General features: G+C 62.0%; 12 protein-coding genes and 1 pseudogene. 3 read left to right on the forward strand and 10 right to left on the reverse strand.

The window, feature by feature from the left end:
* The first annotated feature begins 14 nt into the window (after nucleotides 1-14).
* Nucleotides 15-2,075, forward strand: coding sequence for an ABC transporter permease (locus tag AACP59_RS06570; protein ID WP_339350362.1), 2,061 nt, complete (start codon nucleotides 15-17; stop codon nucleotides 2,073-2,075).
* Here the strand turns inward: AACP59_RS06570 and AACP59_RS06575 are convergent.
* Nucleotides 2,044-3,132, reverse strand: a complete 1,089-nt coding sequence (locus AACP59_RS06575; protein ID WP_297316332.1) for a glycerophosphodiester phosphodiesterase family protein — start codon at nucleotides 3,130-3,132, stop codon at nucleotides 2,044-2,046. The genes AACP59_RS06570 and AACP59_RS06575 overlap by 32 nt on opposite strands.
* A 226-nt stretch (nucleotides 3,133-3,358) precedes the next feature.
* Between AACP59_RS06575 and AACP59_RS06580 the strand changes: the two genes are divergently transcribed.
* Nucleotides 3,359-4,162 carry an aldo/keto reductase gene (locus AACP59_RS06580; RefSeq protein WP_297316345.1) on the forward strand — a complete coding sequence of 268 codons (804 nt, stop codon included), beginning with the start codon at nucleotides 3,359-3,361 and terminating at the stop codon, nucleotides 4,160-4,162.
* 18 nt (nucleotides 4,163-4,180) lie between these two features.
* On the opposite strand, the gene AACP59_RS06585 is transcribed toward AACP59_RS06580, so the two are convergent.
* The 5 genes and pseudogenes from AACP59_RS06585 to dnaB form a co-directional block, all read right to left on the reverse strand.
* Complete coding sequence (locus AACP59_RS06585; protein WP_297316333.1) at nucleotides 4,181-5,887, reverse strand: ABC1 kinase family protein; 1,707 nt, start codon at nucleotides 5,885-5,887, stop codon at nucleotides 4,181-4,183.
* 330 nt (nucleotides 5,888-6,217) lie between these two features.
* A pseudogene (locus AACP59_RS09590) lies at nucleotides 6,218-6,382 on the reverse strand (phasin family protein); the annotation flags it as partial.
* A 347-nt stretch (nucleotides 6,383-6,729) separates the two neighbouring features.
* Entirely contained in the window at nucleotides 6,730-7,509 is a 780-nt protein-coding gene (locus AACP59_RS06595; protein WP_339350430.1) for a type 1 glutamine amidotransferase, read from the reverse strand.
* Nucleotides 7,510-7,610: 101 nt separating this feature from the next.
* Nucleotides 7,611-8,957 carry a Mur ligase family protein gene (locus AACP59_RS06600; protein ID WP_297316347.1) on the reverse strand — a complete coding sequence of 449 codons (1,347 nt, stop codon included), beginning with the start codon at nucleotides 8,955-8,957 and terminating at the stop codon, nucleotides 7,611-7,613.
* Between the two features lie 56 nt (nucleotides 8,958-9,013).
* The gene (gene dnaB, locus AACP59_RS06605; RefSeq protein ID WP_297316334.1) at nucleotides 9,014-10,429 is read right to left on the reverse strand and encodes a replicative DNA helicase; all 1,416 of its coding nucleotides are present in this window, start codon (nucleotides 10,427-10,429) and stop codon (nucleotides 9,014-9,016) included.
* Nucleotides 10,430-10,847: 418 nt separating this feature from the next.
* Between dnaB and AACP59_RS06610 the strand changes: the two genes are divergently transcribed.
* Nucleotides 10,848-12,239: an MATE family efflux transporter gene (locus AACP59_RS06610; protein ID WP_339350367.1), complete on the forward strand. Its 1,392-nt coding sequence runs from the start codon at nucleotides 10,848-10,850 to the stop codon at nucleotides 12,237-12,239.
* 22 nt (nucleotides 12,240-12,261) lie between these two features.
* Here the strand turns inward: AACP59_RS06610 and AACP59_RS06615 are convergent, their stop codons facing one another.
* From AACP59_RS06615 to AACP59_RS06630, 4 genes are all read right to left on the reverse strand, one after another.
* A complete protein-coding gene (locus AACP59_RS06615) occupies nucleotides 12,262-12,600 on the reverse strand; it encodes a P-II family nitrogen regulator (protein ID WP_297316336.1) in 339 nt (112 codons plus the stop codon).
* A gap of 21 nt (nucleotides 12,601-12,621) precedes the next feature.
* Nucleotides 12,622-13,887, reverse strand: coding sequence for an ammonium transporter (locus tag AACP59_RS06620; RefSeq protein ID WP_339350369.1), 1,266 nt, complete (start codon nucleotides 13,885-13,887; stop codon nucleotides 12,622-12,624).
* Between the two features lie 225 nt (nucleotides 13,888-14,112).
* Nucleotides 14,113-15,330, reverse strand: coding sequence for a signal recognition particle-docking protein FtsY (gene ftsY, locus AACP59_RS06625; RefSeq protein ID WP_339350371.1), 1,218 nt, complete (start codon nucleotides 15,328-15,330; stop codon nucleotides 14,113-14,115).
* 129 nt (nucleotides 15,331-15,459) lie between these two features.
* Nucleotides 15,460-16,143 carry a hypothetical protein gene (locus AACP59_RS06630; RefSeq protein ID WP_339350373.1) on the reverse strand — a complete coding sequence of 228 codons (684 nt, stop codon included), beginning with the start codon at nucleotides 16,141-16,143 and terminating at the stop codon, nucleotides 15,460-15,462.
* Nucleotides 16,144-16,241 lie beyond the last annotated feature (98 nt).

The raw sequence follows: 16,241 nt of genomic DNA on the forward strand, positions 1-16,241 counted from the left end.
GAGGGACTCCTGCTATGCAGACGACAAGGACGAACAGGGCACCATACCCGAATGCCGAAACCAGAACCGGAACCGTCAAGAGGCCGGATCTGCCTTCTCTGGTACTATCCCTCCTCCATGAGCACCGAGCCTCCTACACGGTCATGGTCCTGGCGGTCATTGCCTCATCCGCGCTGACCAGCGCCTGGGTCCAGGTCGCATTGGCCGCGAGAATGGGCGACGGGATGCCGGACATGCGGACCCTGAGCGTCTTCGACCGCACCATGGCACAGAGCGCACAGGAAGCTGCCAAACAGCTGTCCATCATGGCCGCCTGTGTCTGTGGGTTCATCTCGATCTTCCTGGTCATCACCTCCGTAGGATTCCTGATTGAACGTCGCCGGCGTGAGTATGCCATGATGCGTCTTTCAGGAGCCTCTCCCAGGCGGGTGCGACTGATCTGTCTGCTGGAGTTCATCATTCCTTTGGGCCTGGCCGACCTGATCGGCAGCGCGGCAGGCTGCTTCCTGGTTCCCTCCTTCGCCAAGTCCCTCATCAACTCGGGTCTCGAACAGCTGAGCATGACCGCCCGGCCCCATCCCGAGGGGGTCCTCATCTCCTTCGGTGGCATCCTTCTGGCCTGCCTGATAGGGGCCTGGTTCGCCGCCAGGAGAATCACATCCATATCTCCCATCGAAGCCATGCAGGCATCAGAACACCGGGCGGGAGCCAAGCCAATCGGCCCCTTGCGCCTGGTGATCGCCCTGGCAGGCCTGGCCGGTGGCCTGGTCCTGGTCTTCCACAACTTCCGCGACATGGATGTGGAGAGTCAGATTCTGGCCGCCACCGGCTGCATGCTTGTCGCCGTCGGCGCTCTGGCCCCCGTCCTGGTATCGGCCTGCAACAATCTGATAGGCATCCCCTTCCAGCTCGTCTCCCACGGTTCCGGCCTCCTGGCCAGGCAAAGAGCGTACAAGGAAAGCCGCAGTTCCACTGCCATAGCCCTGCCCGTCATCCTGATGCTGGTCATCATGACCGGTATGCTGAGCATGGCCAGAACGAGCTGGGCCAACTCAACCATCAACCAATACAAGCCGGTCACGGCCGACGTCCTGATCAGTGCAGGAAGCAAACGAACAGGGGACCTGGACCGGCGACTTCAGTCTTCATCGGACATCGAATCCGCCGTCACCTACAGCAAGGATGTCTGGAAGGCGGAAGAAGACAGAACCAGCGCGGACGACGATGAGGAGGCAACGGACAACCTTCCCGCCATCACGACCATGCACATCAGCAAGGCCGGCAATGCCACCGACGAACTCAGCCCCATCTTCGTCAAGGGGTCCGCCGATGACCTGGGTCCTGGCAGGATTGCCGTCATCCCGGATTGGTCCTTGTACCACAGCAAGCGGGACCCCTTGGGGCACAAGCTGGTCCTGGTCGACAAGAACAACCGACGCCATACCGTAACCATCACCGCCGTAGTTGACATGACCCACACAGGGAGGACGGAGCAATACCTGAGTACGGATACCGATCTGATCGATCTGGCACCCGACCCCAGGGGGCTGACCACCCTGGTCAAGGCCGCACCGGGAGTCCAGACGGACGACCTGGTCGGTCGGCTCAACGGTTCATGGGACCACAGGGACATCAAGGCGCGCACCAGGAAAGAGCACATCAGGTATGACATAGGCAGGTCCCAGGAAGTGCAACGGGCCCTGCCCAAGATGGTGGGTGGAGCCGTCATCCTCACATCCATCTTCCTGGTCCAGTCCTGTGCCATCGCCGTCAGCGAGCACCGTCAGGAAAATCGCAGGATGCATGCCGCCGGTGTTGTACGTGGAACATCGGTCCGCGCCTCCGTCTGGGAATCGATGATTGACACCCTCTCGGCCACCCTCCTTTCGGCCCTGGCCATGGTGGGCGTGCTGGCAATCATCTTCAGGGCCTTGTCGAAGCAGGTCGACATGGACATGGTGCCACTGCCATACGATTACTTCCTCATCATGGCCCTGTGCGCGTTGGTCCTGGCCGCCCTGGTCTCCGGTGTCTACGGCTGGTTCAGTTCCCGGGCAGATAGGACTCGAAGATGATGCCGTCGAAATCCGGGCCGACGGCCTGCTGGGCCTGTTCGGAACGAATGGTCCAGGCGATTGGGACCCCGCCCAGGAACCGGTAGAGGCGCATGGGCACAGAGTGTCCACCATGCCACTCGCAGGCCACGAAGTCCGGCCGCCCCAGCCAATTGAAGAGGAGGGAGCCGGCCATCCACCGCAGGGCAGAATCGAAGGAGTTCACCCGACCGTGGTATGGGGCCACCAACTGCCCTCGGGTCACCTCGGGCCGGTGGGCCCGATACCAGGCAAGCGCCAGGACATTGAAGGATTCGATGACATAGTCACCCCGATAGGCGGAAAGGATGTCATCTGTCTTGCTCATGAGCTCCCTGTCCAATCCGCCGTTCATTTTGATCTCGACGACCAGGGGCACCCGGCCATCCACCAGGGCAAGCACCTCGGTCAGGAGAGGTACGTGCGGGGCCTCGGGACCCCCGACCTCCCCGCCTCCCGTCTGTCTGCCTCGACCTCCGACATGATCGGCATGCATCGGGCTCCTGTCATCGGGGCCATCCATCACGCCTTCCCCGGTGTAGAGGGGAATCTGCTGCAATTGTGCATAGGTCAGGTCGGCCACGGCACGATTGACACCCGCCACCCTTCGCAGGTCCCCGTCATGGATGACCACCACCTGGCCGTCACGGCTGAGGTGCACATCCAGCTCGATGCCATAGCCTGCCTTACACGCGGCCTCGAAGGCAGGCAGGGAGTTCTCCGGAGCCACAACCCTGGCGACCCCCTCCGGCCTCCCCGGTGATGCATGCCTGCCCGCCGGTCTTGCCGATTCGACATGCAGACACTCATGGACCCGGTTCAGATACGCCGTCCGCCCGGGACTGGGCTCGTTCAAGTCCATGCCAGACCCGGCATCGTGCAATCCCCTGTGAGCATATGGACGGAAGGACAGGCCCTGCGTCCGTCTCCTGCCAGTGACCACCGAAAGCCCCGGTGCCAGGGCCCAGCACCATGCCCCCAGGGCCCCGAGCCCCAAACCCAGTGCGACCTTGCCGACCGAATGTTCCTTGGACCTCATCATCGCCTCCCGCCGTCAGGTATGTCATCATCCACGCTAGCATCACGGAAATGTAATCCGGGTTTGTCAATTTGACTTCGAGTGGCTTCAAAGACATATGGTGGATGAGAGGGCAAAAGCGGTTCACCTATCCGCTCCGGCCCACCGGTATCAGAGAAGAGGCCAGACCTTGCACGAGACTCAATCCACATCAATCCCGACCGTCACACTCAACAACGGTGTTCTCATGCCCATGGAGGGCTTCGGCGTCTACCAGATCGCCGACCACGACGAGTGTCGGCGTTCCGTCATGGATGCCCTGGAGACAGGCTACCGGGCCATTGACACAGCCCAGGCCTATGGGAACGAGGAGGCCGTCGGAGCCGCCCTGGCCCAGACCGGTATCGACCGTGACCAGGTCTTCCTGACCACCAAGGTCTGGATCACCAACTACGGATACGACCGGACCCGGGCCTCGGTCGAGGAGTCCATGAAGAAGCTGGGCACGGACCATCTGGACCTGGTCCTCCTGCACCAGCCCTTCAACGACTACTACGGGGCCTGGCACGCCCTGGAGGACCTGTACGACCAGGGGGCCCTGAGGGCCATCGGCGTCTCGAACTTCTACGCCGACCGGTATGTGGACCTGGTCAAGTTCAACCGGATCGTCCCGGCAGTCAACCAGCTGGAGACCCATGTCTTTTATCAACGACCGCTCGAACGCACCTATATGGACAGGTACGGCACGAAAATCGAATCCTGGGGGCCCTTCGCCGAGGGGCGTCAGGGGATGTTCACCAACCCGACCCTGACTGAAATCGGGAAGGCGCACGGCCGGACCACTGCCCAGATCGCCCTGCGCTTTTTGGTCCAGGACGGGGTGATCGTCATCCCCAAGTCCACCCATCGCGAGCGCATGAAGGAGAACCTGGACATCTGGGACTTCGAACTGACCCAGGAGGAGATGGACCGGTTGCGGGCCATGGACACCGGCAAATCGGCCTTCATGGACCATGAGGACCCAGCCGTGGTGGAGCGCTTCGGCAACTGAGAGTTTCCCGGGCCCCGGCTAGGCGCCACCGTGCTGTCTGCGCTTGAGCGCCCGGTGCTTGACCAGGATGTCCAATACGATCCATGCCGAAAGGATGAAAGCCACGACGTATCCCAGCATGCTGACCACAGGAATGCCGAAGATGACCGGCTTGATCCGGGCAAAGTAGACGATTGAGGAACCTACGTAGAGGCCGACGACGATCAGGGCCATGGTCAGCCTGTTGACCATGTCAGCCAACTGCTGCAGGGGCTCTTCGGAGCCCACAAGCTGCACATTGGCGCGAAGCTGGCCCCGGGTCAGCATCCGTGCTGCGGTCCGAGACTCGGCCATGGCATCAAGCAGGCCATGCAGGGCCAAATCACCCTGGGAACCCAGTTTCTCGACGTTCTCCTTGACCCTGGCCCCGACCTCCTGGCTGGAGGCCACATGGTCGGCAATGATCTGGACGATGTTGGCTTCTGGTATGAACTCATCCAGGAGCCCTTCCAGAGTGACCAGGCAGCGCGCCACCATGGTGACGGAACCAGGCACCTTGATACCATGCCGGGCGGCCAACTGCATGACGGTGTTGACGTACTCGGCCAGGTCAAGGTCGGCCAGGTCAAGCTTCCCATAGCGCTGGACCACGGCATCCAGGTCGGCGAGCAGATAGGGATAATCCTCCGCCCTGGACTCCCCGGTCCCGGCGAACCGAAGGAGCCCCTGGGCCAGGGCGGGCGAATCCTCACGGCCTACCGCGAAAATCATGTCCTTGAGGGCCGCCCGGGTTACCTTGTCGAGTCGCCCCACCATGCCCAGGTCAATCAGGACGATCTGGCCGTCGCGAATGATGATGTTGCCGGGGTGCGGATCGGCATGGAAGAACCCACGATCCATGATCTGCGTGGCGTAGTTGTCAACCAGCTTGGTGCCGACCTCGTTCAGGTCATACCCCTGGGCCGCCAGCCGACCGGGGTGGGAGAGGGAGATGCCGTCGATATACTCCATGACCACCACATGCCTGGTGCAGAAGTCCGGGTAGGGGCGGGGACAGTCGATGTAGGCATAGGGGGCGCAGAAATCCTTGAACTCGGACAGGTTGCCGGCCTCCTGCAGGAAGTCGATCTCGGACTGGAAGGTCTCCCAGAGCTCCTCGACCACCCCTCGAATATCGACCACCTGGGTGCTACGGACGAACCTGGATGCCCACTTGACCACGCTGCGCATGATATCGATGTCCTGGATCATGGTCTCCCGGATGCCGGGGCGTTGGACCTTGACGGCCACATCCTCACCGGTGACCAACCGGGCCCGATGCACCTGGGCCAGGGATGCCGAACCCAACGGGGTGGGGTCAATTGATGCGAAAATCCGGTCCAGGGGACGGTCGTACTCTACGGCCAGGGTCTGCATGACCACGGAATACGGGATGGGATCGGCATCGGCCCGCAGTTTGGAGAGCTCCTGGCAGAAGGCTTCGGGAAGGATCTCGGAACGCATGGAAAGGATCTGCCCCACCTTGACGAAAGTCGGTCCCAGGGCCTCGAACATGAGACGCATGGTGACAGGGGTCAGGCCATGAACGATATCGAACCGGTTGGCGATGCGGATGATCTGGGCCAGCCTTCTGGCCCTGCCCCGCCGCCGACGGAACCGTCCCGAGGGATTCTCGTCCTCGTCCCGTCCGACCCCGAACAGGCCGATGGTCTGCACCTGCCCCTCATGCCGATCCGTGGCATCCATAACCGTGCGCTCACCTTCCTGAAACCTTGCGGACGAAGGCCGGACCGGCCCAGAACCGATCCGACGGCCCGTCCGCAATCTTGAGTCCCCGATTTTTCAGGCCTCGGGCCCTTTGACGGGGTCTGCTGAGGTGATTGGAATGTCGCCATCCCGGGGATCCGGCAGGGGGACATGGGGCTCCTGACGGGCCAGGGGACCCTCCCCTCCGGCCAGAGGTCCCTGACCCGGCTTCGTCCCAGACCCATGGGCGTCCTGGCCCGGTGTCGGTACCGGTCCCGGCGCGGATGACTGCGAGGCGGTCCTGGGACCTGCCCCCTGACCCTGTCTGTTGCGCTTGAGTTCCGTATTGAGAATCTTCCCCTGCTCGACGGTCAGCTCGCCCTTTTTGACCAGGTTGTCGACTATCTCCTGACCCTTCTCGACCCCCGTGGCCAGAGCACCAATGCCGGCCAGGAGAACCTTGTGCAATCCATCACCAATATCGAAATCCGCCATGATATGCCTCCCAGCACTCATATGCCCGCGGAAATCCGGGGGCACTCTTGCGGCAGTGGAATGCCGATGGATCGATTCGAACCACAACGGACCCCACCACTCTTCCAGTCTACAGTGATGGCGGTTGCAGAGAGAACTTGACGCCGCCCGGAACAACCTTCGGAAAGCCGCCTCCGAACAGTCTTCACCATGTTTGGCGTACACGCGGTACAGACCAACCGGCAGCGTCCCGCCTATACCACCGGAGCACGGTCCGAGCATGCCGCAATCCAGCCATCGTCACCCGACCGGGCTCATTGCCTTGGCTCACGGTGACGACCACCGGATCAGGGCAAATCCCGTCTTGGTCATCTGGGCCTGGAAGCAGCGATTCTGCTGGCCTGACCGGCCAGGGAGTCCAGGCGCCCCAGCTCCTGACGATTGGCCTGGTCCATGGACTGCCTCATTCGCTTCAGGGTGTCCTGCCCATACCGCCTGTCGGCTGCGGCCCCGATCAGAAAGTCCGCGATGGCAGGATTCTTAGGGAGGAGGGACCCATGCATGTAGGTGCCGATCACCTTCTTCCGGCGAGCGCCTTCGGTATGGTCCCTGCCGTTGTTGCCGCGACCTTCCTGATTCACCGTCCCCAAGGGTTGAGCACCCTCCCCAAGGTAGGTCAGACCCGAATGGTTCTCGTAGCCGACCACCTGGCCGAAGTCGGGGCTCTGCTCCACCAGGTTCCCGATCATCCGGTCCGACCGGGCCACCGTGTGCACATCCAGGATGCCGATGCCCTCCAGACGTTCATGGTCCGAGGTCTCGAAATAATGGCCAAAGAGCTGATACAGTCCACAGATCATCAGCATGGGGACCCCCTGTTCGGCCAGGTTTCCGAGAAGGGGACCCCTCCGATGGAGGTCCTGGATGATTCGTTCCTGGCCATGGTCCTGGCCACCACCCCCCAGGATCAGATCGACCTGGTCGGGCCAGGGGTCACCGGGATTGTAATAGTGGACCACCGGTCGGAATCCATAGAGCTCGGCCCGCCGGGTCACGCTGAGGATGTTGCCCGAGTCCCCGTAGATGTTCATGTCTCGATGGTAGAGGGAGAGGATATGCAGGGCCGGCTGATCCATGACCGAGGCCATCGTCCTGTTCTCGCCTGCTTCTCCTGTCCGGGGTCCACCGGCCTTGCCGGTCAGGGTATCCGCCATCTTCCCGCTTTCCTCTCTGGGATTCGCCACCATGCTCATGCCCCCACTCCGGCATCACTGACCGTGGTCACACGACCAAGCTCCGCCCGCAGGCGCAGCATGGATGTGTAGGTGCAGTAGATTCGCTTGGGTCGGCCGGGATGTGCATCCAGGAAGGTGGCCAGAGCCTGGTCCAGGTCGGTCTCGACCCGGTCCACGGGCACCTGTTCATAGGCCAGGCGGAGGGCCATGTCGTAGGCCCGGGTGCCGGAGACCATGGCCACACCGGACTTCCTGAGCGAGGTGAAGTCCACATCCCAGAGCCAGCTCATGTCGCGCCCGTCGGCGTAGTCGTCACGAATGGCGATCATCGTATCCCGACCGTCAGGGTCGAAGGAGGAGAGTGCCAGCCTGAATCCCATCGGGTTCTTGACCAGGACCAGCTCCACCGACGCCCCCTGATAGGTGATGACCTCACCACGACCAAAGGCCGGAGTCACCTGGGCCAGGGCCTGCATCAGCCGTTGATCGTCCGGTTCATGATCCGCCAGGACGGAACGGACCAGGGTCAGGGCGGCCGCGGCGTTGTAGAGGTTGTAGACCCCCTCCAAGCGCACGTCGGTCTCCAGACGCCGCCCATCCACCCGGAAGGCAGCCCGGTGGTCCATGACCTTCTCCAGAACCACGTCCGCAGGCAGGTGGTGACCGGGCCGGACGGCGGGGGAAGCCTCGGATCCCTTGTCGTTCATTGACCCCTCAGCCTCAACCCGGGCATGCATGTCATCATCGGTCGGGAAGTATGTCAGCAGGTCATCGGACAGACCGAAGTAGGCCACCCGGGTCTTGGCCGGGGTCTGCGCAGCCAGGGCGGAGATACGAGGATCCTCCCTGTTCAGGACCACGGTGCCGGTGGTGACCTTGGCCACCTGGGCCAGGAGCCTGGCGGTGGTATCGATTTCACCGAACCGGTCCAGCTGGTCACGCATGACGTTGAGGAGGAGGGCGTAACGGGGCTTGACCTGTCTGACGAAGTGGACGGCATAGGCCTCGTCCAGCTCCAGCACGGCGACGTCGGCATCCAGCCTCCCACCCAGGCCAAGGGTGGAGACCAGGGCCGACACCACTCCCCGGGTGAAGTTGGACCCGGTCGGGTTGGTGAAGACCTTCAGACCAAGGGATTCCAGCATGGAGGCCACCATCCGGGTGGTGGTGGTCTTCCCGTTGGTCCCCGAGACCAGGACCACCCCCCTGGGCAGACGGGAAAGGGTACGGGCCAGGAAGGTCGGATCGATCCGCTCGACCACCCGCCCCGGCAGGGCCGAACCCCCATGATGGGTCAGCCTGGAGACGGCGCGAACCGTCTTTCCCGCGGGCAGGGCCAGGAAGGAGTACCAGTGCCGCATGGGGGAAGGCCTGCGCTCCTGCCGCCCCTTTCCCGACGTCTCCTGCCGAGCCATGATCAGACACCTCCCTGCTGATAATCCTGGGGCATGTCCTTGAACTTGGACTTCTCGCCCAGGAAGGCCAACTGGAAGGTCTCGGTGGGGCCGTTACGGTGCTTGGCCAGGATGATGTCGGCCTCGCCCGGACGGTCCTCCTTGTCGTAGAAGTCAGGCCTATGGACCAGGAAGACCACATCGGCGTCCTGCTCGATGGAACCCGATTCACGCAGATCGGAGAGCATGGGCTTCTTGTCGTTACGCATTTCAGGACCGCGGTTGAGCTGGCTCAGGGCCACCACCGGAACCTCCAGCTCCTTGGCCAGGAGCTTCAGGGCACGGGAGAAGTCCGAGACCTCCTGTTGGCGGGACTCCACCCGCTTGCCCGAGGTCATCAGCTGGAGGTAATCGATGACGACCAACTTGAGGTCGTTGGTCTGCTTGAGCCGACGGCACTTGGCCCGGATCTCCATCAGGCTCATGTTGGGGGAATCATCCAGGAAGAGGGGGGCCTCCTGGAGTTTGCTCCAGAAATTGTTGAGGGTGTTCCACCGCTCCGGGGTGATGTCGTCGGCCCTGCGCAGGGCGACCAGGGGGATGTCGGTCTCGGCCGAGATGATGCGCTGGGCCAGCTCGGTCTTGCTCATCTCCAGGGAAAAGACGACGGTGGTCATGTGGTGATGGAGGGCTGCTGCGCGGGCGAAGTCGATGCCCAGGGTCGACTTGCCCATGGCCGGACGACCTGCAACGACGATCATCTGGCCGGGCTGGAGGCCCTGGGTCATGTCGTCGATGCTCTTGAACCCAGTGGGTACGCCGCGCTCGACCAGGCCGTTCTGCAACTTGTCCAGTTGTTCCAGGGTGTCATGGACCACCGGCCCGATGGCTTCGTAATCCTGGCGGACCTTCCCCACGCTCATCTCGTAGACCTCGGCCTGGGCCAGGTTGACGATGTCCTCGGCCTGGGACCCCTCGGCCGAGTATCCCAACTGGGCAATCTTGGTGCCTGCGGCGATGACGTTACGGAGGATGGCCCTCTGATGGACGATTTCGGCGTAGTACGTAGCGTTTGCGGCCGTGGGGACCGCGGCCACCAGGGAGTGGAGGTAGTCGGTACCGCCCACCTTCTCCAGATCGCCGGACTTGAGGAGCTCGTTGGCCACCAGGACGGCATCCACCGGCTGGGAGGCCGAGAAGAGTGTGATGATGGCCTCGTAGATGGTCTGGTGCTTGGGCTGGTAGAAGTCGGAGACGTCGATCATCTGGCTGACCTCGCCGATGGCATCCTTACTCATCAGCATGCCGCCAAGAACGGCCATCTCGGAATCGTCATCATGCGGAGGCACCCGGTCGAAGAGCACATCACGCGAGTCTTCACCCTCGCGAGGTGGACGCAGCTCGGGGTGGGTGTAATCGGTAAAGTTGTCAGAAGCCATAGGTCCGATTCTACGGACGGCACCCGTCACACGCGACAGTTCACCAGGTTTTGGCTCAAGGCTTTTTCCAGCCCTGCACAAGGGGATGAAACCCCCGGTCCGGGTCCTGCCGGGGATCCTGCCAGGAAGGTTCGTCACCATTACTTCACATCCACAGGCATGTCGCCAAGGAACCCAACCGGGAGTGACCTGGACCACATCTGCCTGTGCACAAGAAGAAAAGTTATCCACATTTTAGGCGTGTCTTAGAGGATATGTCTTAAACTTATCCACCTCATGGGTATAACTGTGTGGAAAACCTGGGGATAGGGCTCTCCTGCGCGAGTGGCTGTTGCCACTTACTCATAAAGGTGCTAAGGCATCACCTACCAGCCATGATGAGGACCAGAGAGGGAGAGGACCGAGCCGGGGTTGTAGCATGACATCCGTGACTTCACCAGATCAGGACCACCCGGGGACCGAATCCAGCAAGAGGCACCAAGACCTTTCCGTCTATGCCACCATCGCCTCCCTGGCCATCCCCACCTTCGGGCAACTGATCGCCGAGCCGCTCTTCGTCATGATCGACACCGGCATCGTCGGCCACGTCAGCGACCAGGCCCTGGCCGGCCTCTCCATCGGATCCACCGTGGTCCTGACCACCGTCGGCCTCTGCGTCTTCCTGGCCTACGGGACCACCTCCCAGGTGGCCCGCCTGATGGGTGCCGGCCGCCGCAAGGAGGGGATGGAGACCGGAGTCGACGGGATGTGGCTTGCCTTCATCATCGGTGTAGCGGTCTGCGCCATCCTGATGTTCTTCAGCCGACCCCTCTGCTCGGTCATGGGGGCCTCCGGGCTGGTCCTGGATGCCGCAGAGCAGTATCTGGAAACGCTGATCTTCGGCCTGCCCGCCATGTTCCTGGTCTATGCGGCCAACGGCATCTTCCGCGGCCTGCAGAAGGTCAACATCACCATGGTCTCCGCCATATCAGGCGCCGTCCTGAACACAATCCTGGAGGTCCTCTTCGTCTTCGGCCTCCACATGGGCATCCTTGGCTCCGGCTTGGCCACCCTGATCGCCGAATGGTACATGGGGATCCTCCTGACCATCCCCGCCCTGGTCTGGGCCAGGCGGGAAGGGGCCAGCCTGAGACCCAGGCTGAGCGGAATAGCCAACAGCATGGGCGATGGTTTCCCCCTCTTCCTGCGTACCCTGGCCCTGCGCATCTGCCTGGTCATGACCGTGGTCGCCGCCGCCCATCTGGGCGATCAGGTCCTGGCCGCCTATCAGGGGGTCAACTCGGCCTGGAACTTCGGCCTGAACATGCTGGACGCGGTCGGCATCGCCGGACAGTCCCTGGTGGCCACCGAACTGGGGGCCCGCCATAAGGCCAAAGCCCGGATGATGACGGACCTCTCGGCCAGGGCCGGAATGATCATGGGTGTCCTGGTGGGCCTGATCATGATCGCCCTGGGACTCTTCGCCGCACCGCTTTTCAGCCCCACACCCGCCATACGTTCCCTGATCACGATCGGCATGATCGTCCAGGGGGTCTTCATGCCCATCGCAGGCTGGATGTGGGCCTTGGACGGCATCCTGATCGGTGCCGAGGACTACCGCTACCTGGCCACCACCTGCTCCCTGACCGCCTTGGTCTACGTGGCCTGCCTCCTGGGCCTGACCACCCTGGCCCGGGGCTGGACGGACGCCTGGCGCATCGCCATGCTCTGGGGTGCCATCAACATCCTCTTCATCGGCATCCGCGCCATCTTCAACGGCCTGCGGGCCCGGACGGACATCTGGATGGACCGGGCCCTGGCCGCCGAGTGAGTATTGCGACGGTTACCGTTTTTCAGATGGCGGCTGCTCCTGTTTCACCGGTTCTGACCCTGGTAACGGAATCCAGGGACTGGACCCAGACCTTCCCATCGCCGATCGTATCGGTGCCTGCAGTCCGGACGATGGTGTCCACCAGAGACCGTGCATCGACGTCGTCAGCCAGCACCTCCACCCGAATCTTGGGAATCAGGTCGACTGTGTAGGTGGTGCCCCGGTAGACCTCCTTGTGCCCGCCCTGGCGACCGTAGCCGTTTGCGGAGGAGACGGTCATACCATGGACGCCCGCCTGAGAGAGTGCCTCTTTGACGTCATCCAGCTTCTGCGGTTGAAGAATGGCCGTTATCAGCTTCATGTCGTTACGCTCCTTCGATGATTAGTTGGCGGACAGAGCGAACTCATAAGCGCTCTCGCCCTGGTCACTCTGATCGACTCCGGCGATCTCTTCCTTGTCACTTACACGCCAGCCGACGGCCTTCTCAAGGACAAATGCGATGATTCCGGTCACGACTGCGGCGTATATCACGGCAATGAGCGCTACCAGGAACTGTACCAGTAGCTGCTTGTAGTCGCCACCAGCCAGAAGACCGGTCCCTGCACCGAAGAGTCCGACCATCAGGGTGCCGAGCACACCCCCCACCCCGTGGATGCCGACCACGTCGAGGGAGTCATCATAGTTGAACCGGAACTTGAGACCGCAGGCGAAACAGCAGACAACCCCAGCGACCATGCCCATGACTATGGCCCACAGGGGGGATACCACATCGGCGGCAGGGGTGATGGCAACCAGACCGGCAATCATGCCCGAGGCGGCTCCCATGGCGGTGTAGTGGCCGGAGCGGATCTTTTCAGTGAAGAGCCAACCCAGGGTGGCCGCACTGGCGGCGATGGTGGTGGACACCCAGGAATATCCGGCGGTGCCGTTGGCGGCGAAGGCCGAACCTGCGTTGAAACCAAACCAACCGAACCAGAGCAGGAAGGCACCCAGCATGACCATGGGGACGTTGTGGGGGCGCATCGGTTCCTTCTTGAAGCCTATTCTCCGTCCGATGATAAGAACGATGACCAGTGCTGCAACCGCCGCGTTGATGTGAATAACCGTGCCTCCTGCGAAGTCGTGAGCCGGGGCACCGATTGCGTTGGAGATGGCTCCATCTGCTGAGAGGAGCCCGTGGTTCCAGACCATATGGGCCATGGGTGCGTAATCCAAAGTGACCCAGAGGGCCACGAAAATCATCCATGTACTGACCTTTATGCGCTCAGCCAGGGCACCGGAGATCAGTGCCACACAGATCATGGCGAAAGCAACCTGGAAAGCGATATCGATCGTATGCGGATAGGAGGCGTTCTTCAGGTCAACCGAGGTGAAGACCCCGTCCTTGGCCGTGACCGTGTCCTTGAGGAGGAAGCCGGTAACCGGATCACCGAAAATCCCGCCGACATCCTTGCCCGCGTAGGAGATCGACCAACCCCAGAGGGTCCAGATGATACCGGTAACCGCGATGGCCACAGTCGACATCATCAGCATGTTCAGCACGGCCTTGGCCCGGACCATACCCCCGTAGAAGAAGGCCACTGCGGGTGTCATCAAAAAAACCATGGCCGCAGCCATCAACATCCATGCAGCATTTCCCGAATCCATGCGTACACCTCTCTTTCCACGCCCGGGACCGACAAAACCCGCGCCGAGGCGGGCGGACCCGGACGACGCCAATCGTCGTTCATCTTCAAGACCATGGAACAGCCACGGAATTTCGTTCAGGTCAACCGTTCATTTCCCGTCAGTAACCTGGATCGGGAAACCGTAACCGGGACGTAACCACCGGCTTCATTGATCGGCCCCGGTCCGTAGCAGGCGGGCGGGTCCTCAGTCCTCGCCCAGAATCCCGTCCACAAAGGACTCGGGACTGAAAGGTGAGAGATCATCTGGCCCCTCGCCCAGGCCGACCAGCTTGACCGGAACGCCCAGCTCGCGCTGGACGGAGATTACGATACCACCCTTGGCCGAGCCGTCGAGCTTGGTCAGGACGATGCCTGTGATGCCAATGGTCTCGGCAAAGACACGCGCCTGGATCATCCCGTTCTGCCCGGTGGTCGCATCCAGGACCAAAAGGACCTCTTCCACCGGGATATTCTTCTCGACAACGCGACGGATCTTCCCCAGCTGGTCCATCAGATTGGCCTTGTTCTGGAGTCTGCCGGCTGTGTCCACTATCAGGACATCGGCGTCCATCTCCTTGGCCTTGGCCGAGGCCTCGAATGCCACCGAGGCCGGATCGGTCCCATCCCTGTCGCTGCGAACGACCGGCACACCCACCTTGCTGCCCCAGGTGTCCAACTGGTCGGCGGCGGCGGCACGGAAGGTGTCGGCGGCACCCATGACCACAGACTTGCCGTCCGCCACAAAGAGACGGGCCAGCTTGCCGGCGGTTGTGGTCTTACCGGTTCCGTTGACCCCAACCATGATGATGACCGAGGGCTTGTCGGCATTGGGTTTATCGGCTTCCAGGGTCCGGTCCATGCTGGGATCCACCAGATCGATCAGCCTTTTCCTGAGACCGGCACGGACCGCCTTGGGATCCTTTTCACCGCTCACCCTGGCATCGGAACGGAGCTGGTCCACCAGCTGCTCACTGGCCTCGGCCCCCACGTCTGCCATAAGGAGGGTGTCCTCCACCTCTTCCCAGTCGGAATCACTCAGGTGGTCCTTGGTCAGGATGGCGAAGAGGGCCTTGCCGAAGGGATTGGGGCTTTTGGCCAGTCTGGCCTTGAGCCTGGTCATACGGGAGGATGAGGACTCCGGCTCCTGCGTCGGCTCCTGGGATTCAATGCCTTCAGCCGGCTCCCCTCCCTGCCCTTGGGAAGATTCTTGCACCTTGGATCCGGGCGACCCGAGCTTCCGGACTGACGTCTTCCCGGTCTCGTTCGAGGCCTCCTCCTGCCTTACTGCAGTCGCCCCGGACCCAGCGGTTGGCGAGCTGCCACCTTTCCGACGACGCGGCTTAGCCAGAAGGTACACGCCGGCGACCACCAGGGCCAGAACAAGGACAATGGCAATGGCCATAAACAGGTAGGACGTAGTCATACCATCAAGACTAAGGTCGCGAACGGACACCGGGCCGGCAAGGCGCAGGCCCACCCAGATTCAGCATCCAACCCTTGGAATGTGACGGAATCCAACCAGAAATGCACTCCCTATTCCCCGGCGACCGGCTTACTGCGATTTGATTGCAGGCATGACATCCGACGTTACCGCCACCGGTTCCTCAGGCACCTGTCTGCTCGGCCGAGACTTGCCGCCACCCGGGTCGTTTTCCTTGTCAGCAGAAGCGGAGTTCCCCGATCGGACCTGGTTGTCCGGGATCGTGGAACCATTCGAATCACCATGATTCCTCCGCCCACCACATTCAGCCGCGCCGCCATCATCGTGACCGGCAGCATCCTGGGGTTTTCGGTGGAGTTTCCCGGACTGCGAGGCCCCGTCGGAAAGAACGAATTCCCCGGTTCCCCCATTCATATTCGGCTTCAGCGGCGTGACCAGGCGCCCCTCATTGGTCTGCCAAAGTTCAATCTCGTCAGTGGATTCCGACGTCAGAAGCGCCCTCATCTCCACAACCGAATGGGAATTGACATGCACCGGACAATTGATCGGACTGGGCTGGTCCTCCTCTGTGCCGCAGTCGCTTCCATCGGAGTTGGGAATGAAGGAAAGTCTGCCGCCGGCGATACGGGGCAGCCTGCCCTCACGCTCACGCTGCCTCCTTGACCCCCTGCGCACACGGTCGTCCAAGGACTGGGAGAAGGCGCGATTCGCCGACTCGCCGCGCGCCAGACGCAGGACATAAACAATGAATGCCACCACTATCAGCACCCATATGAGCACAATCACCCAGACCATTGTTCCATTCTCTCAGACTAAGAATACCGGAAGTGTCGCGATGATTGAATATGCCAACCTATTTCACAAGCCGGACCCGGCCCCTCCAAGCTGTGGAC

Origin of the sequence: Bifidobacterium indicum, from assembly GCF_036987015.1 — a bacterium.
Taxonomy (GTDB): domain Bacteria; phylum Actinomycetota; class Actinomycetes; order Actinomycetales; family Bifidobacteriaceae; genus Bombiscardovia; species Bombiscardovia indica.

Bases quoted from the DNA above. Each gene is read 5' to 3' on its own strand.
- AACP59_RS06570 (WP_339350362.1), top strand. From the start codon at position 15: ATGCAGACGACAAGGACGAACAGGGCACCATACCCGAATGCCGAAACC.
- AACP59_RS06575 (WP_297316332.1), bottom strand. From the start codon at position 3,132: ATGAGGTCCAAGGAACATTCGGTCGGCAAGGTCGCACTGGGTTTGGGG.
- AACP59_RS06580 (WP_297316345.1), top strand. From the start codon at position 3,359: ATGCCCATGGAGGGCTTCGGCGTCTACCAGATCGCCGACCACGACGAG.
- AACP59_RS06585 (WP_297316333.1), bottom strand. From the start codon at position 5,887: ATGGATGCCACGGATCGGCATGAGGGGCAGGTGCAGACCATCGGCCTG.
- AACP59_RS06595 (WP_339350430.1), bottom strand. From the start codon at position 7,509: ATGGCCTCGGTCATGGATCAGCCGGCCCTGCATATCCTCTCCCTCTAC.
- AACP59_RS06600 (WP_297316347.1), bottom strand. From the start codon at position 8,957: ATGCGGCACTGGTACTCCTTCCTGGCCCTGCCCGCGGGAAAGACGGTT.
- dnaB (WP_297316334.1), bottom strand. From the start codon at position 10,429: ATGGCTTCTGACAACTTTACCGATTACACCCACCCCGAGCTGCGTCCA.
- AACP59_RS06610 (WP_339350367.1), top strand. From the start codon at position 10,848: ATGACATCCGTGACTTCACCAGATCAGGACCACCCGGGGACCGAATCC.
- AACP59_RS06615 (WP_297316336.1), bottom strand. From the start codon at position 12,600: ATGAAGCTGATAACGGCCATTCTTCAACCGCAGAAGCTGGATGACGTC.
- AACP59_RS06620 (WP_339350369.1), bottom strand. From the start codon at position 13,887: ATGGATTCGGGAAATGCTGCATGGATGTTGATGGCTGCGGCCATGGTT.
- ftsY (WP_339350371.1), bottom strand. From the start codon at position 15,330: ATGACTACGTCCTACCTGTTTATGGCCATTGCCATTGTCCTTGTTCTG.
- AACP59_RS06630 (WP_339350373.1), bottom strand. From the start codon at position 16,143: ATGGTCTGGGTGATTGTGCTCATATGGGTGCTGATAGTGGTGGCATTC.